The 23425-nt window shown below is 44.8% G+C and carries 22 protein-coding genes and 1 pseudogene; 17 read left to right on the top strand and 6 right to left on the bottom strand.

Annotated features, from left to right (window positions below):
* Window positions 1-52: 52 nt before the first annotated feature.
* Window positions 53-1078, bottom strand: a complete 1026-nt coding sequence (locus tag IE104_RS15330) for a TraB/GumN family protein (protein ID WP_189420110.1) — start codon at window positions 1076-1078, stop codon at window positions 53-55.
* Window positions 1079-1333: 255 nt separating this feature from the next.
* Here IE104_RS15330 and IE104_RS15325 point away from each other — a divergent pair, with 255 nt between their 5' ends.
* The 3 genes from IE104_RS15325 (at window position 1334) to IE104_RS15315 (ending at window position 4254) form a co-directional block, all read left to right on the top strand.
* A complete protein-coding gene (locus IE104_RS15325) occupies window positions 1334-2236 on the top strand; it encodes a transporter substrate-binding domain-containing protein (RefSeq protein WP_189420108.1) in 903 nt (300 codons plus the stop codon).
* Window positions 2237-2419: 183 nt separating this feature from the next.
* Window positions 2420-3274, top strand: coding sequence for a hypothetical protein (locus IE104_RS15320; protein ID WP_189420107.1), 855 nt, complete (start codon window positions 2420-2422; stop codon window positions 3272-3274).
* Window positions 3275-3324: 50 nt separating this feature from the next.
* Window positions 3325-4254: a hypothetical protein gene (locus tag IE104_RS15315; RefSeq protein WP_189420105.1), complete on the top strand. Its 930-nt coding sequence runs from the start codon at window positions 3325-3327 to the stop codon at window positions 4252-4254.
* A gap of 32 nt (window positions 4255-4286) precedes the next feature.
* Here the strand turns inward: IE104_RS15315 and IE104_RS15310 are convergent, their stop codons facing one another.
* On the bottom strand, window positions 4287-5633 hold the full coding sequence (locus tag IE104_RS15310; protein ID WP_189420103.1) for a S8 family serine peptidase: 1347 nt from the start codon (window positions 5631-5633) through the stop codon (window positions 4287-4289).
* Window positions 5634-5864: 231 nt separating this feature from the next.
* Here IE104_RS15310 and IE104_RS15305 point away from each other — a divergent pair, with 231 nt between their 5' ends.
* From IE104_RS15305 to IE104_RS15290, 4 genes are all read left to right on the top strand, one after another.
* Window positions 5865-6353 (top strand): RNA polymerase sigma factor, encoded by a 489-nt coding sequence (locus tag IE104_RS15305; protein ID WP_189420101.1) that lies wholly within the window; start codon window positions 5865-5867, stop codon window positions 6351-6353.
* The gene (locus IE104_RS15300; RefSeq protein ID WP_189420099.1) at window positions 6350-7069 is read left to right on the top strand and encodes an anti-sigma factor family protein; all 720 of its coding nucleotides are present in this window, start codon (window positions 6350-6352) and stop codon (window positions 7067-7069) included. Before IE104_RS15305 ends, IE104_RS15300 begins: the two co-directional genes overlap by 4 nt.
* A 19-nt stretch (window positions 7070-7088) precedes the next feature.
* Window positions 7089-7607: a CC0125/CC1285 family lipoprotein gene (locus tag IE104_RS15295; protein WP_189420097.1), complete on the top strand. Its 519-nt coding sequence runs from the start codon at window positions 7089-7091 to the stop codon at window positions 7605-7607.
* Window positions 7608-7748: 141 nt separating this feature from the next.
* The gene (locus IE104_RS15290; RefSeq protein WP_189420095.1) at window positions 7749-9740 is read left to right on the top strand and encodes a TonB-dependent receptor plug domain-containing protein; all 1992 of its coding nucleotides are present in this window, start codon (window positions 7749-7751) and stop codon (window positions 9738-9740) included.
* Between the two features lie 81 nt (window positions 9741-9821).
* On the opposite strand, the gene IE104_RS15285 is transcribed toward IE104_RS15290, so the two are convergent.
* Both IE104_RS15285 and IE104_RS15280 read right to left on the bottom strand, forming a co-directional pair.
* On the bottom strand, window positions 9822-10376 hold the full coding sequence (locus IE104_RS15285) for an outer membrane beta-barrel protein (RefSeq protein WP_189420093.1): 555 nt from the start codon (window positions 10374-10376) through the stop codon (window positions 9822-9824).
* Between the two features lie 177 nt (window positions 10377-10553).
* Window positions 10554-11453 (bottom strand): LysR family transcriptional regulator, encoded by a 900-nt coding sequence (locus IE104_RS15280; protein WP_189420091.1) that lies wholly within the window; start codon window positions 11451-11453, stop codon window positions 10554-10556.
* A gap of 100 nt (window positions 11454-11553) precedes the next feature.
* Between IE104_RS15280 and IE104_RS15275 the strand changes: the two genes are divergently transcribed.
* From IE104_RS15275 to IE104_RS15265, 3 genes are all read left to right on the top strand, one after another.
* Window positions 11554-12174: a pyridoxamine 5'-phosphate oxidase family protein gene (locus IE104_RS15275; protein ID WP_189420089.1), complete on the top strand. Its 621-nt coding sequence runs from the start codon at window positions 11554-11556 to the stop codon at window positions 12172-12174.
* 6 nt (window positions 12175-12180) lie between these two features.
* Window positions 12181-12789, top strand: a complete 609-nt coding sequence (locus tag IE104_RS15270; RefSeq protein ID WP_189420087.1) for a glutathione S-transferase family protein — start codon at window positions 12181-12183, stop codon at window positions 12787-12789.
* 266 nt (window positions 12790-13055) lie between these two features.
* Entirely contained in the window at window positions 13056-13526 is a 471-nt protein-coding gene (locus IE104_RS15265) for a nuclear transport factor 2 family protein (protein ID WP_189420085.1), read from the top strand.
* Window positions 13527-13598: 72 nt separating this feature from the next.
* Here the strand turns inward: IE104_RS15265 and IE104_RS15260 are convergent, their stop codons facing one another.
* Entirely contained in the window at window positions 13599-14189 is a 591-nt protein-coding gene (locus IE104_RS15260) for an RBBP9/YdeN family alpha/beta hydrolase (protein ID WP_229837985.1), read from the bottom strand.
* Window positions 14190-14431: 242 nt separating this feature from the next.
* Between IE104_RS15260 and IE104_RS15255 the strand changes: the two genes are divergently transcribed.
* From IE104_RS15255 to IE104_RS19220, 7 genes and pseudogenes are all read left to right on the top strand, one after another.
* Window positions 14432-14623: a YezD family protein gene (locus tag IE104_RS15255; protein WP_189420084.1), complete on the top strand. Its 192-nt coding sequence runs from the start codon at window positions 14432-14434 to the stop codon at window positions 14621-14623.
* Between the two features lie 86 nt (window positions 14624-14709).
* A complete protein-coding gene (locus IE104_RS15250) occupies window positions 14710-15951 on the top strand; it encodes a porin (protein WP_189420082.1) in 1242 nt (413 codons plus the stop codon).
* A gap of 101 nt (window positions 15952-16052) precedes the next feature.
* Window positions 16053-17045: a sulfate ABC transporter substrate-binding protein gene (locus IE104_RS15245; RefSeq protein WP_189420080.1), complete on the top strand. Its 993-nt coding sequence runs from the start codon at window positions 16053-16055 to the stop codon at window positions 17043-17045.
* Window positions 17046-17152: 107 nt separating this feature from the next.
* Entirely contained in the window at window positions 17153-18034 is an 882-nt protein-coding gene (gene cysT / locus IE104_RS15240) for a sulfate ABC transporter permease subunit CysT (protein ID WP_189420078.1), read from the top strand.
* 2 nt (window positions 18035-18036) lie between these two features.
* Entirely contained in the window at window positions 18037-18933 is an 897-nt protein-coding gene (cysW, locus tag IE104_RS15235) for a sulfate ABC transporter permease subunit CysW (protein ID WP_189420076.1), read from the top strand.
* Window positions 18934-19197: 264 nt separating this feature from the next.
* Window positions 19198-20256, top strand: a complete 1059-nt coding sequence (locus IE104_RS15230) for a sulfate/molybdate ABC transporter ATP-binding protein (RefSeq protein ID WP_189420075.1) — start codon at window positions 19198-19200, stop codon at window positions 20254-20256.
* Between the two features lie 638 nt (window positions 20257-20894).
* A pseudogene (locus IE104_RS19220) lies at window positions 20895-21533 on the top strand (methyl-accepting chemotaxis protein); the annotation flags it as partial.
* Window positions 21534-21594: 61 nt separating this feature from the next.
* On the opposite strand, the gene IE104_RS15220 reads toward IE104_RS19220, so the two are convergent.
* On the bottom strand, window positions 21595-23157 hold the full coding sequence (locus tag IE104_RS15220; protein WP_189420072.1) for a methyl-accepting chemotaxis protein: 1563 nt from the start codon (window positions 23155-23157) through the stop codon (window positions 21595-21597).
* Window positions 23158-23425: the final 268 nt, after the last annotated feature.

The following is a 23425-nucleotide window of genomic DNA, read 5'->3' as shown; positions in this document are numbered from 1 at the left end:
GTCGCAAACTGCAAATATATTTTTTGCGAATTGCCCGCTATTTTCAGCGCTCTTAGTCGGGCTTTAAGGCGTCAAAACCAAAACCTTCAATGCGATAACCTTTGGCTTGCAGCTTTGCCATTACATTGTCCTTTTTTAGCATTTCCAGCGTGGGTACCAAAGCAAAACTCGAGGTGTTATTGGTGAGTGCTTCATCGATTCGTGCATACCATTCCGCTTCCACCTTTGCGGGCAAGTCCTTCATGCCTTCTTGTTCTGCAAAAGATGATTTCATAAAAGCATCCCAACATTCGCTACCGGGGTCGGTAATGGGTAAGTCCGCGAGTGCAGCAAGATCACCCGTTGCCCAGGCATTGGCGCGCAAGCGCATATTGTTCAGATCTTTGGCCAGGTGATCGACCATTTTGGTAAAGCAGGGCACATCATCCATTTCAGTTTGTTTGAAACGCTTGAGCGTTTGGCGCGGTGCTTCCACGGTAAATTCGTAAGTGGGCGTGGTCACTTTAATTTTGTGTTTTTTGGCGAGCTCCTGCACGCGTTTCACGATCATATCTTCATCATCGAAACCTGCCTTTTTTTGCGCAGTTTCAAGCAGTTCATGGCCCGCAAAAATAGGGCGATATTTTTCTACGGCTTTATCCTTGCCAATGTATTTTTCTTTAAGGCTGAGCCAGCGTTCATAAACATCGGCCGGAACTTTTTCCTCCAGGGTCAAACCATCGGGGCTTTTTTTAAGGCCAATAACGGAAGGTAAAAGCGCTAACTGGCTAAAGAATCCAATTTTTGCATGTGCACCAGGCGGCATAAAAACTTCCTGGGAATTGATAATCGCATCTTCGGCCTGCTTTGACCGCCATTGCAATTTTTTCGGCAATGGGCCGAAGGTTCCCAGAATCCAAAGTACGTTATCGCCCTTATAGACCCTCCATAAACTTGGGCCAGGTTGTTCGCCAATAATTAAAATTTCGTCCACTGCGTCAAGATTGCTGGAGGGTGCATCGCTCGCTGGATTAGTCTGTGCAAAGCAGTGAGCGGATAAAATTAAGGAGCAGAAGACGGTAATGAAGAATTTAGACATTAGAATCCCTTAAATAAAATTAGGTCGCTGTTAGATGATGCAAAATGCAAATAGGTTGCATCGTTCAACAGATTTTTTTAACAGAAGGGATCGCCAGAGTTGAATGGGTCAGCGGCCGTGATCGTTTTTCTGAACTCGCATTCGGCTAAGCGCGAGCCAAGGCAAGGGCGTATGGAATGCTGATTTATTGCCTTGAATTGTGGGCAAAGACAAAGCAAACAACTAGACTTAAGTTAGGATCAGCCGAGAATAATTATGGACCGTCTAACGAGTAAAATTTACACCCTCATAATGGCGCTTATCGCTTGCAAGCTGGCGTGCGCCGCAGAGGATGTGACTTATGTATCGTCCCCTCAAAACAGTGCTGGGCCCATGGTGGTGAGCTATTTAAAACTGGACGATTTTGACGCTCACTATGCCTACCGTTACCAATTAATTGACCGCGCGCTTGAACTCACCCGCACGGAATTTGGCGATTACCAATACCAGCCTTTTAACTCCCAAAGCACCTCCATTCGTTACGCCCAATTACTGGGCGAAGGTAAACAAATAAATTTGCTTTGGGCCTCGCCCGGCACACCGATTTCCAGAGCTAATGCGGTGATGATCCCTATTGATATTTTAAAAGGCCTCTTGGGTTATCGCGCTTGCCTGATTAATAAAAACGAATTGCCCGGACTGGAATTTGTGACCGACCGCCTTAGCTTTGACAAAATAAAATTTGGGCAGGCGCAGTGGCCTGATCGTGAAATTTATAAAACTAATCGGCTCATAGAAGTTGATGCTCCCAGTTTCGATGCCCTGTTCAAGATGCTCGGTGCCCGACGCTTTGATTGTATTCCCTTAGGGATTGATGAAATCGAAGAGGTTTACCACAGTAAAATCACTGAGTATCCTTTTTTGGCGATAGATTCCCACTTGCTTATTTATTATCACTATCCGATGTATTTTTATGTCAGCAAAAAAACACCAGAACTTGCACAACGTTTGAAACTGGGTTTGCAAAAAATGCAGGTTAACGGCGAATTTAACCAAATATTCGCAAAACATCACGCGCAGCACCTAGCCAAGCTGGATTTAAAAAAACGTAAGCTTATCTGTTTGAACTCACCTTACAGCAGCGACCAGGGCGATTGTGCAATTCCGCAAGTTGACTGATACAAATCCGCGAGAAATCTTTTCTATAAGTGTTTATATGTGATGTCAGTCACAAGATTTGGCTGCGCTTAAAAATTTTTAAAAGTTTGGGAATAAATCCAATCCTCAATCGTTAACAAGGAAACCGCTGCAAAAAAAGCACGGTTGCATAACCCGGTTAACTAACTTATTGAGGATTTCATCATGACCAAACTTATTACTAAAACATCTTTGTTGTTTACTGCTTGCTCTTTGGCGTCAGCATTAACTTGGGCGGAAGTGCCACCAAGTTCTGCCAGTGTTAGTGCAAACAACAGCGCTAATTCGCAAGCATCCACTCAGGTAAAAACTGAATCTGGCAATTTAACCAGTTCAACTCAAACTCAAAATTCTGCGCAAAACCAATTAAATCTCTCTCTCACTAAGCCTGCTACAACGCCAGCAGCTGCAACACCCGCGAGCAGCACCTCCACTGCAGCACCTACTGCCAGCAATTCCACTGGTGCAGCACAAACAGCTCCTACTACCACTGGGCAAGCCGCCAATCAAAATGCAAACACACAAACATCTTCAACCACAACTCAAGCCACTTCCGCATCAACACAGTTAACCCAAACTACCGATGGAAAAATTTCACAACAAGTGCAATCGCTCAGCGCTGGTTTGGATAGCGGTGTAAAAAGTGCAGTGAGTATTTCCAATAAAGAAACTGCCTCTGTAACCAATGCGATTAAAAGCCAGGCCGATTTTGCGCAAGTTACGGCGAATAGCGTAACAGCCCATGCACAAACTACATTGGCTTCTGCCACTGAAAATTTGCGCGACGTGCAAGCTTCAACTTCCACTGCACTTAATGAAGCAGTTAAAGCCGGCGTAACTGATAGTGTAACTTCAGCAACCAATAGTGCCTTGAATCAGGAAGTAGCGAGCCAGGTTACCAGTCAAGTCACCAATCAAGTTAATACCGCGGTGACTCAAGAAATTGGTAAAGCAGTTCAATCATCCGTTACCAACTCAGTTACCAATAGCCTGACACAAAATATTGGTCTTGGTTTGTAAGTCTGTGAGCCGGCATGCAAATGCCGGCGATTTTTTCCGGGGAGATTATTATGAAAAACCTTACGCAAAAAAAATTACTTTCTCGTTTAATTGCATTTTCGTTTGGTGGTATGGCGCTCTGCGCACAACCTTTTTGCGCTGTAGCGGCCAATGTAGATTTTGAGGTGAGCGCTGGTGCCGAGCAGGATTCAAACCTCAACATAGTTGAGCTGGATAAAAACTCTAATGAAAGCGATACCGCACTTCTATTAAATGCCAAAGTGGATGCGAGTGGGAAGCCTGCTGAAAAATTAAACCTGAGTGGTGGCTACGCATTTACCAGCAAAACATACCAAAATCACAATGAATTTGACTTGGCAATCCACCAGCTGTATGCGGATGCCAATTACGAATTTAGCCTGCTGACCGCAGGTGCCAGTCATCACTTTGCTAAAGCACAGTTGGACGGCAGCGATTTTTTGGATTTACACCAAACCAGTTTGTACATTTCAAAATTGATTAACAACACAATTTACTTGCGCGCTGCCGTTAACTCGCAAGATAAACAATTCGCGAAATTATCCGACCGCAACGCAAAAAATAATGGTTATTCGGGTGATGCTTTCGTTTTCTTTAATGACGGAAAAACCTTCGTAAATATTGGTGTAAACAAAGAAAAGGAAAATGCTCGTGCAAAACAATTTGATTATCAGGGTGTGACCTACAAAGCCAAAGCCTCACATAAGTTCACAGCGCTAGGCAAGGATAATAAACTGCAATTGGGTTGGCGTTATACGACGAAAGATTATTCAGGTATTACGCCAGAGATTAAAGCAGAGCGTTACGATTCAGGTCATGCGGTAGATATCAATTGGGAGGTTTCTTTAACGCCCAGAGTTTCTATAGAAACAAAAGTGGAACATGGAAAATATAATTCTAATTTCGCATCGGCAGATTATTCAGACACACGCGCTTCCATTGCCATCAAAGCCCGCTTTTAAATGCGGGCTTGCCCTTTATTACAAAGCATTTTTTACCTCAGCAAACCGTAACCAAAAATATTATCGCGACCAGGCTCACCTAAATCAATGGCTTGTTCTTGCAAAATTTTTAATGCTACCGAAGCTGAATTGGTTTTTGTGAAAACACAGCTCACTAATGCAGATATAACTGGCGCAGCCATTGAAGTTCCGCTTTCCCTTCCCAAGCCTCCGTTGCTGCGCGCTGTTAAAACAGATACACCAGGTGCAGCGAAGTAAATATGCGCACCGCGATTTGCCCAACGATAAATTTTTTGATCGCGGTCTACCGCCGTCACTGCAATCACATTTGCATAAGCAGCAGGATACATTGCCGGCGCAGCAGGCCCTTCGTTACCAGCAGCGGCAACAAGAATTTTTCCATTGTTAATAGTTTTTGCAATCGCCGCTGCAAGTATCTGGTTGTCGGGACCCGCAAGGCTCATGTTAATCACGCTGACATTTTCTGCCAGCAACCAATTTAAGGCGCGCACCAAATTCATCATGGTTGCACCTTGCGCATAATCATTGCGCGCATAAAAAACGGAAGCCGCATATAAGTTTGCGTTAGGGAGTAAAGGTTTTAGTTCAGCGTTGTTGCCAATGAGTAAACCTGCAACTGCTGTTCCGTGCGCGTCCGGCTGTGCCAGGGTTTCGTCTAAAAAATTTCGCGTAATAATATGTGATGACGATCTCGCCAAAGAAAACGCTGGGTGATCCATTTTAATAGCGGTATCAATCATGCCAATTTTAATTGGCGCCTCACATGCAGAGCCCTTGGTTAATTGAGTTTCAGACGTGTTTGTTGAGGCGTCTGCTTGTGCAGCATAAATGTGGTTGCGATCCAGACGTGCGACTAATTCAGGTGCAAGTTGTTTTTTTAAGGCTGCGAGTGAATCCAGTTCAGCAGGCACATGAAAACGCACCAACGTCATTTCCAATTCATCAAAACGTGTTTTTTCCACTACCGTAATCGGCAATTGCTGCAAACTTGCCAGCTCGCTTTCGTTCACCATAATCAACCATTCGCGTTGTATGGCACGCCAGCCATTTTCTACTTCCACATCCACAAATAGGGGTTGACCCACACGATTTAAAATCGGTAGTTGCTGCGGGAGTTTGACTAAAGGATCGACCAGCTTATTAGTTGTATCGGTTAACTTTTCAAGCGTGGAATCGATTGGGGGTTTGAGTCGTTGCAAGTCGCGCTCGGTTTTCCGCTGAATTTGCTCGGTAGTTGCTTCCAGCTGTCGATTCGTGACGTTAATTTGGTTCAGCACCCCTTGGGTATTAAGCAATTGCGCCTGTGCTGGTTGCTGCATTGTTGCCAGTAAGAGGACGCTAAAATAGAATTTTCGCATGTGGATCACCCATCGTCATTAAACATAATTTACTACAAAAACCAGCGCGTCTTTGTTAAAAGGATCGCTTTCAGTTAAAAAGATCGCCGTCGATATAAATAAAGCCTGCCTTAACCTGAAAACGTTTCAGCAAGTAAAAAATTCCCGCTGGTCGGGAATAAACTTTGGGCTGAATCGTCTTAATATAAAATCGGGCAAAATGCTCGTGTGGCCAACGTTAAGATGACAACTATGAAACAAGAACTTACAGCATTAATGCCCATGATCCGGCGTTTCGCCTATTCGCTTACGGGTTCCGCCCCCGACGCCGATGACCTATTGCAAACCACCATTGAGCGCATATTGAGCCGTGGCGTTCCTGAGGATGTAGAGCTCGCCAAATGGGCTTTCCGCGTATGTCGTAACATCTGGATTGATGAATATCGCGCGCGCAAAATTCGCCATAACGCGTCACAGTTGCCTGAATTGGAAGAGCCAACGGTTGACGGTGAAAATATTATTTACAACCAAATCACTTTGGGTCAGGTCAATACGGCTATGGATCAATTGCCGGAAGAGCAGCGCTCAATTCTAGCCCTGGTGGCCGTGCAGGGAATGTCTTACAAAGAAGTGGCAGAAACCTTGAGCATTCCCATGGGTACTGTGATGAGCAGGCTCGCGCGTGCGCGCATCGCACTTAGCCAATTTTTAAACAGCTCCTCCGCGGAGATAAACGCATGAACCAGCAAAATGTGAACATAAGCGATGAACAGCTCTCCGCATTTTTAGATGCGGAATTACCCGAAGCTGAAATGGAACTTATTCGCGAGCAATTAATTGAAGATGAAAACCTGGCGAATCGGCTAGCTGATCTAGCCATTGTGGATCAGGTTGTTGCAGCAAGCTACGCGTCTATAGATACACGCCCCCTGCCAAAAGCAGTCACTCAATTGTTAGCAGAAGAAAAAACCACAGCAAAAATTATCGCATTTCCGGTGCTGAAAAAATTTCAGGAAAATATACAGCGTAATATCGCCATAGCAGCAAGCTTCGCCTTCGTCGTTGCATTCGGTATTACCCAATTGCCAACGCAGGGCAGCGGTGAATGGCAATCTATTGCAAACATTCTGGAACATAACGCTAGCGGAGTAGAACAATTATCCAGTGAAGGTATTTATATAAAACCGCGTTTGACCTTCATCAATAAAGCGGGTGACTACTGCCGGCAGTTTGCAATGACTGACAAAGAAAGTGCATCGGAAAATATTGCGTGCAGAACAAAAGGCAGTTGGAAACTATCTGAAAGTGTTGCAGTAGAAAAAATTCAAAATTCCGGTGAATATCAAACGGCCAGTGGTGGCTCAGTTTTGGATGAAAAAATTGAACAAATGGCGAGTGGCGATTTTTTTGATGCGCAAGCTGAATCAGCAGCCATAAACCAGCATTGGGTTAAGTAACAATTAGCAGGTGGAATTTATGAAATCATTAAAATTATTTTCGCTAGTATTGTTTGCAATCTTGCTGAGCGCTTGTGCAAGCCAGCCGAAATCTGCCTACAAACCCGCAACCAATGCTGGTTTTGGTTACAAGGAAATTGCACTCGCAAATAACCTGTATCGTGTGGAATTTAAAATATCAGGCAACGCGAAAAGAGCGAATGATTATGCTTTATTACGCGCTGCTGATATTACCACTAACGAGGGCTTTGATTGGTTTCAGGTGCTTAAGCGCGATAGTTTTACCGGGCCAGAAGAAAAGTTTGGTGCGCGTGATATTGGTTCCCGCCAGCTTGTCACACGCAGATGTGGACTGCTGACCTGCCGCGACGAAGTTCAAAGCTTGTCCGGTTCGACAATGGACGATATGGGCAAAGTTGAAGATACAACAGCAGTGTTGGAAATAAAATTGGGCAAAGGTGTTCGCCCTGCGCTGGATAATACCTATGATGCCTATGAAACAAGCGAGAAATTGCGCGCACAATACTCGCTTAAATAAGGAGTTAAATAACCTTAATTTTCATAAGTATTTGCAGTAAACCAGTTTGATATTGGCGCGATCATATCTACCGACGCAAAAAATATAAGCTACTCTTTATGGACTACGTAGAGTGCATATATTGTTTTCGGAGATGTTGTAGTGAAAATACGGAAAATTGCGCCAAAAAAATTCGTACGGATATATAGGGCAGGTTTGTTAGCCAGCTCCTGCGGCCTTGTGTGGCCTGCTTATGGATTGGAATCCAATAACTATTTTGACCTTACCCTCGAACAATTGCTCGATACCAAAGTGTTGAGCGTCTCCAAAAAAGTTGAAACTGTAGCAGCTGCCCCCGCTGCCGTTTATGTAGTGACTAATGAAGATATTTTACGCGCTGGCGTCACCAGTATTCCTGATGCTTTGCGAATGGTGCCAGGCGTTGATGTTGCGCGTTCAGATTCCAATAGCTGGGCGATAAGTATTCGTGGTTTCAACAGTACCCTGACCAACAAATTATTAGTGCTTATTGATGGACGCAGTATTTACAACCCTGTGTTTGGCGGTGTGCTGTGGGAAGCGCAAAATTTAGTTCTGGCTGATATAGACCGCATAGAAGTTGTACGCGGTCCCGGCGGCACTCTGTGGGGCGCCAATGCAGTAAATGGCGTTATCAATATCATCACCAAACACACGCGCGATACTAAGGACAATATTGTCAGCGCGCTCGGTGGCAATGAGGAAACCAATTTAGCTGTGCGCCATGGTGGAGCTCTGGATAATGATGGTGCCTACCGTGTATATGCCAAAGCGTTTCGCCGCGATGCTTCGCACAGTCCCGCAGGTGGTGATGCTTACGATAAGTGGGATGGAGTGCGCACGGGCTTCCGCGTCGATTGGAGTGATAAATTTACCTTGCAAGGCGATGCATATCGCACCAATACCTTACAACGCAAACCCAATTTTTCTTTAACACCACCTTACGCAGCCGTCACAAACCAAGAGATTGTTTATGAAGGTGTTAACCTTCTCGGTCGCTGGACAGAGATTCGCGATAACGGCGCACAATTTAGTGTGCAATCTTATATTGATTGGGCTCGCCGCGATGAGCCGCTAAATTTCATTGATAATCGCACAACCTATGATCTGGAGGCACAATACAATTTTGCGGCTATGGGCGCGCACGAATTAATAACAGGTGCCGGTATACGTTTTATGGCAGATGATAAAACGGGCAACAGGAACGTTTCATTTTCGCCTAAGCAACTTCACAGCAATTTGTACAATGCATTTGTGCAAGACAAAATTACACTTGCTCCTGAGCGTTGGTTTTTAACGCTAGGTTCAAAATTTGAACACAATGATTTTTCCGGTTTTGAAGTTCAACCCAATGTGCGTTTGCAATGGCATCCTAATCAAACGCAAACTCTGTGGGCTTCTGTGTCGCGCGCTGTGCGCACCCCTACGCCTGTGGAAGAAGATCTCACCAGTACACTGTTAACGGCAGCCAATGCGCGTGCCGCATTTGTTCCCAATGATGATTTTAAATCAGAAAAATTAACGGCCTATGAGTTAGGCTATCGTCAACAAATTACACCTACTTTGTCGGCTGATGTAGCAACTTTTTACAACGATTATGATTATTTGGCCACGACTAGTGTTCAGCCTGTGCAATTAATTAATAATGGTGTAGATCCTTTACATATATTAATTCCAATAAAATTTACTAACGATATGACAGGGAAATCCCGCGGCGCGGAAGCAGCATTTAATTGGTCAGTAAATTCAAATTTAAAAATAGCACTCAACTACACCTATTTGCGCTTGGCAGTAACTGCGCTCAATTCCGAGCAGGAAAGTGCGGAACTACTCTATCCAAAACATCAAGCCGGAATAAAAGTGTTTTGGAATATTACCGGTAATTGGACTTTAGATGGCTGGGCAGCACATGTAGATAAATTACCTGGCGGTAACGTAGATGATTACACCCGCTTGGATATAAACCTCGGTGGACAGCTTACAAAAAATCTGCGTTTCAATTTGGTTGGCCAAAATTTATTAGATAAACGCCATCGCGAATTTGGTGCGGCAGATGATATTAATGCGGCAGAAATAGAGCGCAGTATTTTTGGAAAATTGACGTGGTCTTTTTAATACTTGCGGAAGAACTTTAATTTTATTGAGGACTTTGCAGAATACGCCGGGAAGATATGCTTCCCGGCGTTTCAATATTACTTAGAAAGCGTAACTTACACCAAGGGTGAATGAAGAAATATCAGTATCACCGAACTTGATATATTCAGCACGCAAACCAACTTTTTCGTTGAGTTTGTAGCCGGCGCCCACACCGTAAACTGGTTTGTTTTCAGAAGCTGAATCGCTTTCAGTTCCGGTTACACCTTGAGCAGAAGCAGTAGCGGTTGCATCAAGCTTAATGCGTCCGTAACCCAAGCGAGCAAATAAATCAAATGAATCATTCAATGGCAATTTTGCCAGAGCGCTCACTTGCACCGCACTTGCGTCAACAGAGCCATCAACATCTACGTTGCCCACACCTGGGTAGTACATAGTTTCAGAAATATCTATACCACCAAGATCATGGTAGCCCAATTCCAAACTGAAATTGTTGTTTAACTTGTAACCAAGACCAAGTGCGGCTGCGGTATCGGTTTCATCGGTGTCGCCAGAAAATTTGCTTTGGCCAAGGTCACCGTAAATATAAAAACCATCAGCTGCTGCAGGTAATGCTACTGCGGCCAACAATCCCAAAACTAACGCGTGCTTTCTCATACAAACTCCATTCTAATTAAAGATCCTTGCTCCCATAGCAAGGCCGCGCATTTTAGGCATTGCGCTGCGAGAAATCTACCAAACTAATATAAATTTACGTGAATTGATTATTTTCAAATACGCGCATATTTATCTTATATATGCGAATGTGAGATAGGTTGAAGCCTGACATGGTAATCAAGCTTCACTATTTAGCGAGGGATTGTTGCGCAATTGTTCAACCATTAAATCAACAAAGCTGCGAATTTTAGCAGAGGCATAACGACCCTCGCGGTGAATAACGTGGATGGGAATTTTGGTTTGTTCAAAGTCCGCTAACAAAACGTTTAATCGTCCGTCTGCTAATTGCGGAGCTATTTGGTAAGACAGTAAACGTGTAATTCCAAACCCGGCAATGGCGGCTTCCATGGCCGCATCATTAGTGGCGAAACTTAAACGCGGTTTTACACGGATATTAATTCCATCTTTAAATTTCCACTCGGTACTCGCATTTAATCCATTGGCAGTGATGATGGTGTGTTGAAGTAATTCATCTGGATGCTGTGGTGTACCGGCACGTTTTATGTATTCGGGTGACGCGCAAACGATTCGTTTCACCGCGCCCACACGAATTGCGCGCATGCTTGAATCTGCCAAATCGCCAATTCGAATTCCTACATCCAACCCCTCTTCTAATAAATTTACTACGCGGTCCAAAAAGAGGGCATTCACTTCCATTTTTGGATAGCGATTTAAAAATTCGATCACGCCCGGTAGTACAAACATTTTGCCGAATAACACCGGGGCAGTAACGGCCAAATGTCCGCTGGGTTCGCCATTAATACCAGTTGCGGCTTCGTCAGCTTCGGCAATATCCAGAAGTATGCGTTTGGCGTCATCCAAATAGCGCTTGCCGGCATCGGTTACCCGCACATGGCGTGTGCTACGGGTTAAGAGTTTTATACCCAAGCGCGCTTCCAAATCAGCCACTGCCCGCGTGGCAACAGGTGGGGATATTCCCAGCTTACGCGCGCCTACTGCGAAGCCTTCACTTTCAGCAACCGCAACAAAAACCTGTAATTCGGTATATCGATCCACTGATTATTCCTGTTTTAAAAATAATGAATTGCTTTTTCCAAGTATTCTTTATTTTAGTGGCTGTTGGCAATATGTCGTAAAGGTTTGCAGTGAGGTGGATATGTCGCGGGCGTTTGCAGATATTACTTTTACTCCGAGCGTACTGGCGGCGCAGGAGCGCTATGCCAGCCGGGAACAGAACAGGCGGTTTGAGCTATCGCCCGATCAACGCAATAGCATCACGGCGATGGATGCAGAATTCATTCGCACGCGCGACAGCTTTTACATGGCTTCCGTTGGCGAAAATGCCTGGCCTTATGTGCAGCATCGCGGTGGGCCGGTGGGATTTGTAAAAATTTTGAACGAGCGAACTTTGGGTTACGCGGACTACCGTGGGAATCGCCAATACTTGAGTGTCGGCAATATCAATGCAAATGAACGCGTATGTTTATTTTTAATGGATTACGCCAATCGTCGCCGGTTAAAAATTTGGGGGCGTGCAAGCATTGTGCATGAAGGTGAAAATCCGGAGCTGTTCAATCAGTTGAACGATCAAAGCTTGGGGATTATTGCGGAGCGCGCTTTTATTATTCACATAGAGGCATTGGAATGGAATTGTTCCAAATATATTACCCCGCGTTTTACGCAAGATGAAATTAGAGAAGCGGTGCAGCCATTGGTTGACGAAATTGAGCAACTAAAAACAAGGCTTGCCTATTATGAACATGGAAAACAAGAGTAACTGATTATGATTGAATTATACGAATTTGATATTTCCGGCAACTGCCACAAAGTACGTTTGCTTTTGTCGCTGTTAAATATTTCCTATCAAAGTATTGAGCTTAATCGCACGGAACGTGAACAAAAGTCGGCGGAATTTTTAGCGAAAAATTCGTTTGGGCAAGTTCCCGTATTAAAAGATGGGGATCTAATTATTCGCGATAGTCAAGCGATTTTAGTTTATCTGGCAAGAGCATACGGTGAAGAAAAATGGTTTCCCAATGATGCGGTGCAAGCGGCAGAAATAACACAGTGGTTGTCGACAGCGGCCAACGAAATTGCACATGGACCTGCGGCACTGCGCGCGCATCATAAATTGGGTCGCGCCATTAACCTGGAAGCTGCAAATCAGATTACACAAAATTTATTAAATATTTTAGAGGCACAGCTCGCGCACAAGGATTGGCTGGCCACTGATAATTTAACGATTGCGGATATTGCGGTTTATCCATACATAGCACTCGCTAATGAAGGCAAAGTTGATCTTGCTGACTTTCCTGCGATTAGAAAATGGCTGGGGAGAATTGAAAAGTTGGATGGGTTTGTTTCTATGGCTGGAATTGAATTGCAAAGTTAATTATCGAGTGGCACCAAAACGGGCCCCTGTGAGTTCCCCGAGCACTGGAAGAAAATGGGTGTAAAACAAACAGGAAGTTTGTTTTAGTGACTACGCGACATGGATGTCGCGTCGGAACGACAGCCATTTTCTGAAGCGCGCAGGAAACAGGAACGATCGGGGTGTCTTTCTTTTGGTTACTTTTCGTTGGACAAGCAACGAAAAGTGACTCGCCCAAGAGGGCGAAATATATTTAAATAAGCAATTAAACATTAAAGGATCAAAACATGCCTGAATCACGCCCTCCCTTTCCTCCATTCACCCGCGAAACTGCAATTCAAAAAGTCCGTGCTGCAGAAGATGGTTGGAATAATCGCGATCCTGTTAAAGTTTCACTTGCTTATACACCCGATAGCCAATGGCGAAATCGTAATGAATTTCCGCAGGGGCGTGAACAAATTGTGGAGTTTCTTACGCGTAAATGGGCGAAAGAAAAAGAATATCGCTTGATTAAAGAGCTATGGGCGTTTGAAGGGAATCGTATCGCCGTGCGTTTTGCTTATGAATGGCACAACGAGGCTGGTGATTGGTTCCGCTCTTATGGCAATGAAAACTGGGAATTTAATGAGCAGGGCTTGATGCAGAAACGTTATGCGAGTATTAATGATTTAGCGATTGTTGAGAGCGAGAGAAAATTTTATTGGCCGCAGGGTCGACGGCCAGATGATCATCCCGGGTTGAGTGAGTTGGGATTGTAGCTAACTATAAATTTTCATGGAATCGTCATCTGCGTTGCGCGAGCGAGCATGACGATTCCCCTTCTTAAAAAATCAAGCGGCAAGATTTTTATGCTGCAAATTCACTTTCGCTTTGCGAACTAATTGATGTAATAAAGTCACGCCTTCTTGCCACAAACCAAGTTTCGATTCGCTGTTAATGTGGCCAACATTTTTAATTCGCAAATAATCTGCACCCCAGGTCAACGCCCAAAAAGCCGCTTTGGTTTCTGTCATCCAGGGATCGTCGCTGCTGGCAATTACTTTTGCATCCACCGCTAAAAAATCTTGCGGTAATTGTTCAGCAATACCAAATTTATTAGGGTCAGCCGGCGCCACTAAAAATAATGCTGCTACTTTTTCCGGGAATTCCGCGGCAATAGCTGCGCTCGCTAAAGTGCCAAAGCTGTGCGCAATTAATACTGCCGGTTGATCGAGTTTATCTAGTTCTGCTTTTATGCCGGCACGCCATGCGGCGAGGTCAGGTGTATTCCAATCATTTACATGAATACGTTTGCTGTTAGGCAAGCGCGCTTGCCACAAACTTTGCCAGTGATTTTCATCGCTATTGCGCAGGCCCGGCACTATAACAACTGGAAAATTTTCTACCGCACGCGGCAAATAAACATTGTGATGGGATGGCATAAGCGTGACTCCAATTTGATATGGGGGCCAGCTTAATAGCTTTTGTGCTGTGCGAAAAATAATCGTTTTTTATGAGCTTATTCCAAAATCGGCAAATTTTGAAAGTTATAAGCTAATGAATAAACGGTATTTTTAGAATTAAAAATCACTGATTAGTATGGCCACCGTCGCTAGGCAACTTATCGCAGATCAGCAATTCAGCCGTAAGTAACACGCTTGGTTTTATTTATTGCGAGGTAGAGATGGCACATCATCATCACGACATTCCATCGATTCACGAGCATAAGGTGGATGACGACGTGCTTGCCGAAATCAGACGGCAACTGGCACAGATCCAATACGGATCACTGGAGATATCGGTGCATAACGGTCAGATAGTCCAGTTAGAAAGAAGAGAAAAAAAGCGTTGGGGCAAAGGGGACAACTCCAAATAACCACGCGGTAGTAACGATTAAAAACACACACTGAAAAGCACTGACCGGACTACCGGAAGTGATATGACTACACTTTGGAGCTTGGCATGTCATTTCTAAAACAATCTGGATCGGCTAACCGATCAGTAAAATTTGCAGCAAAACTTTTACCTTTGGCTGTTGGTGCGTTGATTTCTACTACTGCATCAGCTGGCTTTCCAACCTTGTACGGCAAGGTCTATTTGACCGCTAGCCAATACGATTTGGAAAAAATCAATTTTGGATTAACCGCACCTGGAGCCACCACTTACAAGCACATTGGTGCTACGGGTGTTACAACAGAACTGGACACCAGCGCTATTGAAAGTACTGGTTCACGCTTTGGTATCCAGGGTGACTTCGGTGCAGCCAACGATTTAACTGTGTTTTACCGCGTTGAATACGGTATTGACGTAGATAACGGTACTAACAGCAACGGCCGTGAATTGACCCAACGTAATATCTTCGGTGGTGTTCGTGGCGATTGGGGTCAAGTACTTGTGGGTAAGAACGATACCCCATTGAAAACCTTGCAAACCAACAGCGTATTAAAGACTGACATCGACCAATTCAACGACGCGCCTTTGGCCGATATTGGTACTTACCTGGTTGGTGAGAACCGTCCTGATAACGTAATCCAATACACCTCTCCAATTTTGTTGGGCGGCTTGGAAATTAACTTTGCAGCCATCCAGTCAGAAGAAACCGGCGTGTACGAAAGTGCGAGCAAGCCACAAAACGATGATGGTTTTGCTGCTGGTAAGTCTTTGTCCGTTGTATACGGCAAAGCCAAGTGGTACGTGGGTGCAGCTTACGAAACCAACGTATTGACCACCGATGCATTCCGCGCAGTGGGTGAAGTGACTTTAGGCCCAGTCAAATTGGGTGCGATTTACCAAAAAGCAGAACGTCATGAAGCAATCGACAGCTTGCAAGCTTTCTCAACTTTCGTAGGTACTAACGGTACTACTTTGGGCGCACAAAACGGTTTGACGCTGTTGTCTGAATGGGATGGTGCCGCAGGCAATGCGTTTAAAGAGCAAGACGGTTTTGTATTGAATGCCAACTGGAAAATTGCTGGTCCATGGACTGCAAAACTTCAGGTAGGTAGCTCTACAACTACACCAACCAACGCTGCTTACAAAGACGTTGAGGCTGATGCAGTTGCTGTAGGTCTTGATTACAAACTTAGCGATGCCGCGCGTTTGTTCACTTACTACGCCAGCGTTAAAGCAGAAGGCGATGAGAAAATCAGTACCGAAGCAACTGAAGATAAAACTTTCGCACTTGGGTTAGATTTTAAATTCTAAGTTGTGTGCCTGTGAGGGCTGAGCTTCCGGCGACCACATAAATTGCCGGAAGCTGTAACAAACTTAGCCTATATAAATGTCATTCTTCAGGAACTAAAACCATGAATGCAATTAAGAAAATAGCGATCCTTACGGGTGCCTTGTTGCTCTCAGCGGGTGCCGTTGCGAAAGAGGTAAAACTCTTAAACGTATCCTACGATCCAACGCGCGAACTTTATCGTGAATACAACACGGCCTTTAATAAATATTGGCAAGCAAAAACCGGTGACACTGTAAAAGTTGAACAGTCACACGGTGGTTCAGGTGCGCAATCACGTGCGGTAATTGACGGTTTGCAAGCAGACGTAGTGACATTTGCGTTGGCGGGCGATATTGATCCACTGTTCAAATTTGGCAAATTGATTCCAGAAGATTGGCAAACACGTTTACCACAAAGCAGTGCGCCATACACCTCGACTATCGTATTCCTTGTTCGCAAAGGCAATCCGAAAAAAATCAAAGACTGGGATGATTTGATCAAGAAAAATGTTGAAGTTATTACTCCAAACCCAAAAACATCTGGCGGTGCTCGCTGGAACTATTTGGCAGCCTGGGGTTTTGCTAAAAAGAAATTAGGTTCTGACCAAGCCGCGCAAGAGTTTGTAAAAAGTCTGTTTAAAAACGTACCAGTACTTGATTCGGGTGCGCGTGGCTCAACCACTACTTTCGTGCAACGCGGTATTGGCGATGTATTGTTAACCTGGGAAAACGAAGCGTTTCTCGCGGTAAACGAATTGGGTCCAGATAAAGTTGAAATCGTAGTTCCATCGGTTTCTATTTTGGCTGAAGCATCAATTACTGTTGTAGATAAATATGCAGATGCACATGGCACTCGCCAGGTTGCAGAAGAATATTTGAAATATCTCTACACCAAAGAAGGTCAAAACATTATCGCCAAAAACTACTACCGTCCACGCGACAAAGAAGTATTGGCTGCATACGGTAGCAAGTTCCCTAAAATTGAATTGTTCACGATTGAAGAATTTGGTGGATGGAAAAAAGCACAGCCAGAACACTTTGGTGATGGCGGGATCTTCGACAAGATTTATCAGTAATAGCACCGCATCGCTCGCACTCAGTGCGAGCGATTTTTCAACTGGTTTTTCAATAAAGGTCGCTTTCAAAGAGTTACCTGACCACAGGTACTGACGAGATTTTTTAAATGAGTGCTTCAACATTAATAGAGCCGCTACCACAACAGGCGTCTCAGAAAAAACAACCTTGGTTACAAAAATCTGTACTTCCTGGTTTTGGCTTGTCGTTGGGTTTTGGAACCCTGTACGCAAGCCTTATTGTGTTTATACCCCTGGCGGCATTAGTGGTAAAAAGTTTTGAAATGCCACTGGATCAGCTTTGGGATGTAATTACCAATCGCCGCGCTTTGGCGAGTTATCGTTTGACTTTTGGTGCATCGCTAATTGGTGCAACCCTGAATTTATTTTTCGGTTTGATCGTCGCATGGGTGTTGGTGCGTTACACATTTCCCGGTAAACGCATTGTCGATGCGATTGTCGATTTACCTTTTGCATTACCGACTGCTGTCGCCGGTATTGCGCTCACTGCAATCTATGCGCCCAATGGTTTAGTCGGGCAATATTTTGCATTGATCGATATTAAAATTGCTTACACCTGGATTGGTGTAACCATTGCGCTGACATTTATTGGTTTGCCCTTTGTGGTGCGCACCGTGCAACCCGTGCTTGCAGATTTGGAAGCCGAAGTGGAAGAAGCTGCTGCAAGTTTAGGTGCAAGCCGCTGGCAAACTTTCAAACGCATTATTTTCCCTGCGCTTTTACCTTCACTTTTAACTGGCTTTGCGCTTTCGTTCGCGCGTGCCATTGGTGAATACGGTTCGGTGGTTTTTATCAGCGGCAACATGCCTTATCGCACTGAAATTACCCCACTATTAATTATGACTAAATTGGAACAATTTGATTACGCCGGTGCTGCAGCATTAGGTAGTGTGATGTTGCTGTTCTCTTTTATTTTGTTGTTATTGATTAACTTGCTCCAGCATTGGAGCCACAAGAGAACCGGGGGTTAATCATGGGCGGTATAGTTTCTAATTTACATAGCAGTAGCGCTGCACGCGTTCAAGGCGCGACTACAGAGGCGCCTTGGATTCGCTACACGTTAATTGCAGTTTCGCTACTGTTTTTAACATTGTTTTTAATTTTGCCTTTGGTCGTCGTATTTGTTGAAGCTTTTAGTAAAGGTGCTGAAGTTTACTTTGCCGCGATTACAGAACCTGCTGCAGCACATGCGATTAAATTAACATTGATCGCTGCCGCAATTGCAGTGCCGCTCAATGTGATATTTGGTTTGGCAGCAGCTTGGGCAATTGCAAAATTCCAATTCCGCGGCAAGCAATTAGCAATCACTTTAATTGATTTACCCTTTGCTGTTTCACCGGTCATTGCCGGTTTGATTTACATGTTGTTGTTTGGTGCACAAGGCGTGTTTGGCCATTGGTTAATGGATCACGATATTCGCATTATGTTCGCAGTACCGGGAATTGTATTGGCAACGGTATTTATTACTTTCCCATTTATTGCACGCGAATTAATCCCGCTTATGCAAGAGCAAGGCAAAGAGCAAGAAGAAGCGGCAATTACTTTAGGTGCAAGTGGTTGGAAAATGTTTTTCCGCGTAATCCTGCCGTCGATTAAGTGGGGTTTGCTATACGGAATTATTTTATGTAACGCGCGTGCTATGGGTGAGTTCGGTGCGGTGAGTGTAGTGAGCGGAAAAATTCGCGGCCAAACCAACACCATGCCACTGCATATTGAAATTTTGTATAACGAGTATCAATTTGCTGCCGCCTTTGCTGTTGCATCTTTGTTAGCGCTTTTGGCATTAGTTACTTTGGTATTAAAGAGCGCGTTGGAATGGAAGGCAGCGCGAGAGCATGAGTTGGCAGTTAGGACTGCACAGGCGCAGTAAATGAGTGATTTTTTCGCCTGTTGGCGAGTCACTTTTCTTTGCTTGTCCAAAGAAAAGTAACCAAAAGAAAAGACACCCTGTTCGTTCCTGTTTCCTGCGCGCTTCGGAAAATTCACGCCGTGGCAACGCGACATCCTTGTCGCGGTGCCACTAAAACAAACGTCCGGTTTGTTTTGCGCAAATTTTCCTCCAGTGCTCGGGGAACTCGCAAGGGACCCATTTGGTGCCAGTAAATAGAATTAGTTTATTTTTTGAGAAATTATTATGAGCATCGAAGTTCGTAACCTACACAAAACCTTCGGCAACTTTACCGCGCTGAACAATGTATCCCTGGATTTTCCTACGGGTGAATTGGTAGCATTACTCGGTCCATCAGGATGCGGCAAAACAACTCTGCTGCGCATCATCGCCGGTTTAGAAAACCCGGATAACGGCAGTGTTTTATTCCACGGTGAAGACGCAACTGATGTTCACGTGCGTGAGCGTAACGTTGGTTTCGTATTCCAGCATTACGCCTTGTTCCGCCACATGACCGTGTTTGATAACGTGGCTTTTGGTTTGAGCGTTCGCCCGAAAGAAACGCGCCCAAGTAAAGAAGAAATCAAACGTCGCGTACACGAATTGTTAAAACTCGTGCAGTTGGATTGGTTGGCTGATCGCTATCCGCATCAATTGTCTGGCGGTCAACGTCAACGTATTGCCTTGGCGCGTGCGCTGGCGGTTGAACCAAAAGTATTATTACTGGATGAACCTTTCGGTGCACTCGATGCAAAAGTGCGTAAGGATTTGCGTCGCTGGTTGCGTCGTTTGCACGACGAATTGCATATCACTTCTATCTTCGTAACTCACGATCAGGAAGAAGCCATGGAAGTGGCCGACCGTATCGTTGTGTTGAACAAAGGCAAGATCGAACAAATCGGTTCGCCAGATGATATTTACAACAATCCGGCAAGCCCTTTTGTGTACGATTTTATCGGTCAGGTGAATTTATTTCACAGCCGCGTAGAAAATGGTTGGGCGCACATTGGCGACTACAAATTGCCTGCACCGGAATTTAATGGCATCAACAACCGGACGGCAGTGGCTTATGTAAGACCGCATGACATTGAACTAACGCAAGACAATAGCGAAGGTTCAATTCCGGCAACCATTTCTCATGTGAGCACGGCGGGATCAGTATTGCGTATAGAGCTTAAAAATAATTTAAGCGATGACGTGATTCATGTTGAGCTCCCTCGTTCACACGAGCGCTCGCTGGATTTAAGTGTTGGTGCTAACGTATTTGCGCGCCCCACCAGTTCCAAGGTGTTCTTGCAGGGATAGAACTCCAGTTCTTTTTGGGAAGCTTTAAAAAAAGCCGACAACTTTGGTTGTCGGCTTTTTTATTTTGGCTGTTACCCGGTTTTTTGAATCTGTATCAGAAATGACTACAACAAAAAGTTTTCTCGTGCTGGTGAATTTATAGACTAGGCTTAGCTATACAGCGCGGCAAAAGCCCGCGACAAAACAAGTCTAAAACTTTAACGCTCAAGGATTCATCCATGTTTGGCTTTAATAAACAAGAACTTATGGCCGCACAAGAAGAAATTTCTACGCTGCGCCGCGCCCTGAATACCCGCGATACCGAATTATCGGCAGCTAACCAGGAACTCGAAAAGCTGCGCAAGAATGTAAACGGTGACAAGCTGGAATTGTTACGCGTTAAAGATTTGCTTGTCCAATTGCAATCAATGGGTGAATCCATCACCGCAATTCAAGGTAGCCTGGGTGGCTTTGCTGCCAACATGCGCGATGAAAAAGAACGCGCTGCCGATATGCAAGCAACCTCCGCCAGTTGCAGCACCGCAGTGAGTTTAATTTCCGGTCACTTGGGAAAACTCGCAACTGATTCGCAAGTCTCTGCAACTCGCGTAGGTGAGTTGGATAGCCGTGCGCAACAAATTAGTGGCATTGTGAATTTAATTAAAGGCGTTGCCGACCAAACTAACTTGCTCGCGTTAAATGCGGCAATTGAAGCGGCGCGTGCTGGCGAACAAGGGCGAGGGTTTGCGGTAGTAGCTGACGAAGTGCGCAGCCTTGCGCAACGTACCGCGCAAGCCACTGGCGAAATTTCTGCACTGGTAAGCCAAATGCGTGAAGACAGTGCCGCAAGCCGTGAACAAATTGTTTCTTTTGCGCAGCAAGCCGATTCATTCAGTAGCGATGGTGCTGAAGCCGCAAAAACTATTAGCCATATTTTGGATATCGCAAAAATTTCCGAACGTACAACCACGGCTGCTTCACTGCGCAGTTTGTGCGAAGTTGCCAAGGTCGATCATCTTTTATATAAATTTCGCGTTTATCGCGTGCTATTTGGATTATCGAGCGAAAGTTTGCGGGACTTTCAAACATCGAATTCTCCTTTAAGTGGCAAAAAAGAAATTGATGACGCGCAAGAAACTTTACAGCGCGAAGTAGCCGCTGTGTTTGAAGCTAATAGCCGTGGCAATTCTGATGCAACTGTGTCTGCAGTAAGACGCATGGAAACTGCCAGCTCGCGCTTGATAGACGCGCTCGAACGCATGGCACATTCTGGTGAGTCAGTGGTTTATCATCATTAATTAATGGTATTAAGAAGAAAGCCCGGCTGAGTTACCTGAGCCGGGCTTTTTTTATTCGCGTTTAAATTTGAGCGAGATAACCAATTCTAAATCCACCCCAGTGTTTTCCATTGACATAAATGGGGCTGGAAAGATCGTGCATCACTTCGCCGGTGTCACGCTTGTAAGTTTGTAGCAAAAAGATTTCTATGTTTTTTCCGCAGCGCGACCCGGTGCGGTCATTAAAGATTCGCTTGGTGCGGCTGCTGACTAAATCTTTTTCATAATTTCCGGTTAGTGGTTGGCTAAATTTTTGGTTATGCGTGGGAAAATAACCGTTAATATCCACTGCGCCAGCAAACACAATAAAGCTATTGGCGGTCAAAATGGGTTCTTGAATTGCCGGCAAATGTTTATCAGTAAAACTATCAAAACCGGTGGTGAACTTTTGTGGTTTGGTGTTGGGTACCGCTTTGTAATTAAAATCAAATAAGTCGCGCTCGGAAATTGCGCCGCGCCTGATCGCATCTTCAAACAGTTCTCCAATTTGTTTGGCGGTCGATATAGCAATGTTCATGACCTGACTGTTGCGATCCCCCAGTTCGAATAAATGCAAATGGCGGAAGATACCCTCGGTTTGGTTGGTCAGGCTGAGAATTTTTTCCGAGGTACTTTCCAGCTCTTTATCCACGGACAAAATTGAATGATGCAAATTTTCAGCGTTGGCAAAAATACCGGAATTAGTTTGTTCATGCTCGCGAATAATATGGGTTACCACATTCATGGAATTAAATGCTTCGCTGCTATTGGCGGATGCGGTTTTGATAAAGCCTGCAACTTCCTGAATGGATTGGTTCATTTGCTCGCCGGATTTCACAACAGAATCCATTGCTGCTACAGAGGCGGAACTATCGTGGGTAATTTCAGTAACCAACTGTTCAATATTCTGGGTTGCTTGCGCCGTTTTGTAGGCGAGGTTGCGCACTTCATCGGCCACTACCGCAAAGCCTCTGCCTTGTTCGCCTGCGCGTGCAGCTTCAATCGCGGCATTGAGCGCAAGTAAATTGGTTTGCTTGGCTAGCTGATTAATAACTTCGGTAATTGCGCTAATGGAATGGGCTTGCTGTTGGAATTTTGCGAGTAACGCACTGGTTTCCGCAATTTGGGTGTTGAGGGTTTGCTGTTGCTGCGTCACCACACTCAAATGTTGGTGGCTCTTTTGGGTTAACTCATAGGCTTCCTGGCCCTGGGCTTGGGCCTGGTCAATTTTAGCGGTGAGCTGATTGTTACTGGATTCGAGCGCGCCAATCCGCTCGGCGATTTCTTTAGCGTGTTCTACTTGTTTACTTAACGATGACGCCAGTTTCTCCAAAAAACTGGAAAGGGTTGCACCACCAATTGCAATTGAAGTTGCAGCAGTACTGATATTTTGCACGCCCTTGATCTTAGCGCTGCTAAAAGAATCCTTATTGGCGCCTTGTGTTTCATCCCCTTGTGCATGAGAAAATTTTGCGAAATGGACAGCAGCCAGAGTTAAGCCTGAGGCCAGGGCGCCCAAAACAATACTGGTGAAGCTAAAGCTTAGTGCGCTAATGACAATTAAAAAGTTCGCGAGCGCAAAGCCCCAAGGTAGATAATTTTTCATAGGGTCAGGATTTATTCTTATTCAGGTGAAGGTTGTTTTTTAACCGGTCAGCTAATCCTAGCTGTTGATTGTGGCTATTACAACAAAGTGGTTCCAGCTGGCGAAAAATCAAAGACTTATTACACTCTTTAGGTGGATCACTAATAGCCAACAGGCTGCCGGGCTGCGACAACTGCATCAGTGCCTGGAACATGGACTCATCGGCTTAGCTTGGCTACACATTCATAAAAACATTCATAAAAATAAGTTTCGGCAGAACGGCTAATTT

Source organism: Cellvibrio zantedeschiae, from assembly GCF_014652535.1.
GTDB classification, from domain to species: Bacteria; Pseudomonadota; Gammaproteobacteria; order Pseudomonadales; family Cellvibrionaceae; genus Cellvibrio; species Cellvibrio zantedeschiae.
The sequence above is the reverse complement of the archived record's forward strand: the minus strand, read 5'-3'. Positions and strand labels throughout refer to the sequence as shown.

Bases quoted from the DNA above. Each gene is read 5' to 3' on its own strand.
- IE104_RS15330 (WP_189420110.1), bottom strand. From the start codon at position 1,078: ATGTCTAAATTCTTCATTACCGTCTTCTGCTCCTTAATTTTATCCGCT.
- IE104_RS15325 (WP_189420108.1), top strand. From the start codon at position 1,334: ATGGACCGTCTAACGAGTAAAATTTACACCCTCATAATGGCGCTTATC.
- IE104_RS15320 (WP_189420107.1), top strand. From the start codon at position 2,420: ATGACCAAACTTATTACTAAAACATCTTTGTTGTTTACTGCTTGCTCT.
- IE104_RS15315 (WP_189420105.1), top strand. From the start codon at position 3,325: ATGAAAAACCTTACGCAAAAAAAATTACTTTCTCGTTTAATTGCATTT.
- IE104_RS15310 (WP_189420103.1), bottom strand. From the start codon at position 5,633: ATGCGAAAATTCTATTTTAGCGTCCTCTTACTGGCAACAATGCAGCAA.
- IE104_RS15305 (WP_189420101.1), top strand. From the start codon at position 5,865: ATGAAACAAGAACTTACAGCATTAATGCCCATGATCCGGCGTTTCGCC.
- IE104_RS15300 (WP_189420099.1), top strand. From the start codon at position 6,350: ATGAACCAGCAAAATGTGAACATAAGCGATGAACAGCTCTCCGCATTT.
- IE104_RS15295 (WP_189420097.1), top strand. From the start codon at position 7,089: ATGAAATCATTAAAATTATTTTCGCTAGTATTGTTTGCAATCTTGCTG.
- IE104_RS15285 (WP_189420093.1), bottom strand. From the start codon at position 10,376: ATGAGAAAGCACGCGTTAGTTTTGGGATTGTTGGCCGCAGTAGCATTA.
- IE104_RS15275 (WP_189420089.1), top strand. From the start codon at position 11,554: ATGTCGCGGGCGTTTGCAGATATTACTTTTACTCCGAGCGTACTGGCG.
- IE104_RS15270 (WP_189420087.1), top strand. From the start codon at position 12,181: ATGATTGAATTATACGAATTTGATATTTCCGGCAACTGCCACAAAGTA.
- IE104_RS15265 (WP_189420085.1), top strand. From the start codon at position 13,056: ATGCCTGAATCACGCCCTCCCTTTCCTCCATTCACCCGCGAAACTGCA.
- IE104_RS15260 (WP_229837985.1), bottom strand. From the start codon at position 14,189: ATGCCATCCCATCACAATGTTTATTTGCCGCGTGCGGTAGAAAATTTT.
- IE104_RS15255 (WP_189420084.1), top strand. From the start codon at position 14,432: ATGGCACATCATCATCACGACATTCCATCGATTCACGAGCATAAGGTG.
- IE104_RS15250 (WP_189420082.1), top strand. From the start codon at position 14,710: ATGTCATTTCTAAAACAATCTGGATCGGCTAACCGATCAGTAAAATTT.
- IE104_RS15245 (WP_189420080.1), top strand. From the start codon at position 16,053: ATGAATGCAATTAAGAAAATAGCGATCCTTACGGGTGCCTTGTTGCTC.
- cysT (WP_189420078.1), top strand. From the start codon at position 17,153: ATGAGTGCTTCAACATTAATAGAGCCGCTACCACAACAGGCGTCTCAG.
- cysW (WP_189420076.1), top strand. From the start codon at position 18,037: ATGGGCGGTATAGTTTCTAATTTACATAGCAGTAGCGCTGCACGCGTT.
- IE104_RS15230 (WP_189420075.1), top strand. From the start codon at position 19,198: ATGAGCATCGAAGTTCGTAACCTACACAAAACCTTCGGCAACTTTACC.
- IE104_RS15220 (WP_189420072.1), bottom strand. From the start codon at position 23,157: ATGAAAAATTATCTACCTTGGGGCTTTGCGCTCGCGAACTTTTTAATT.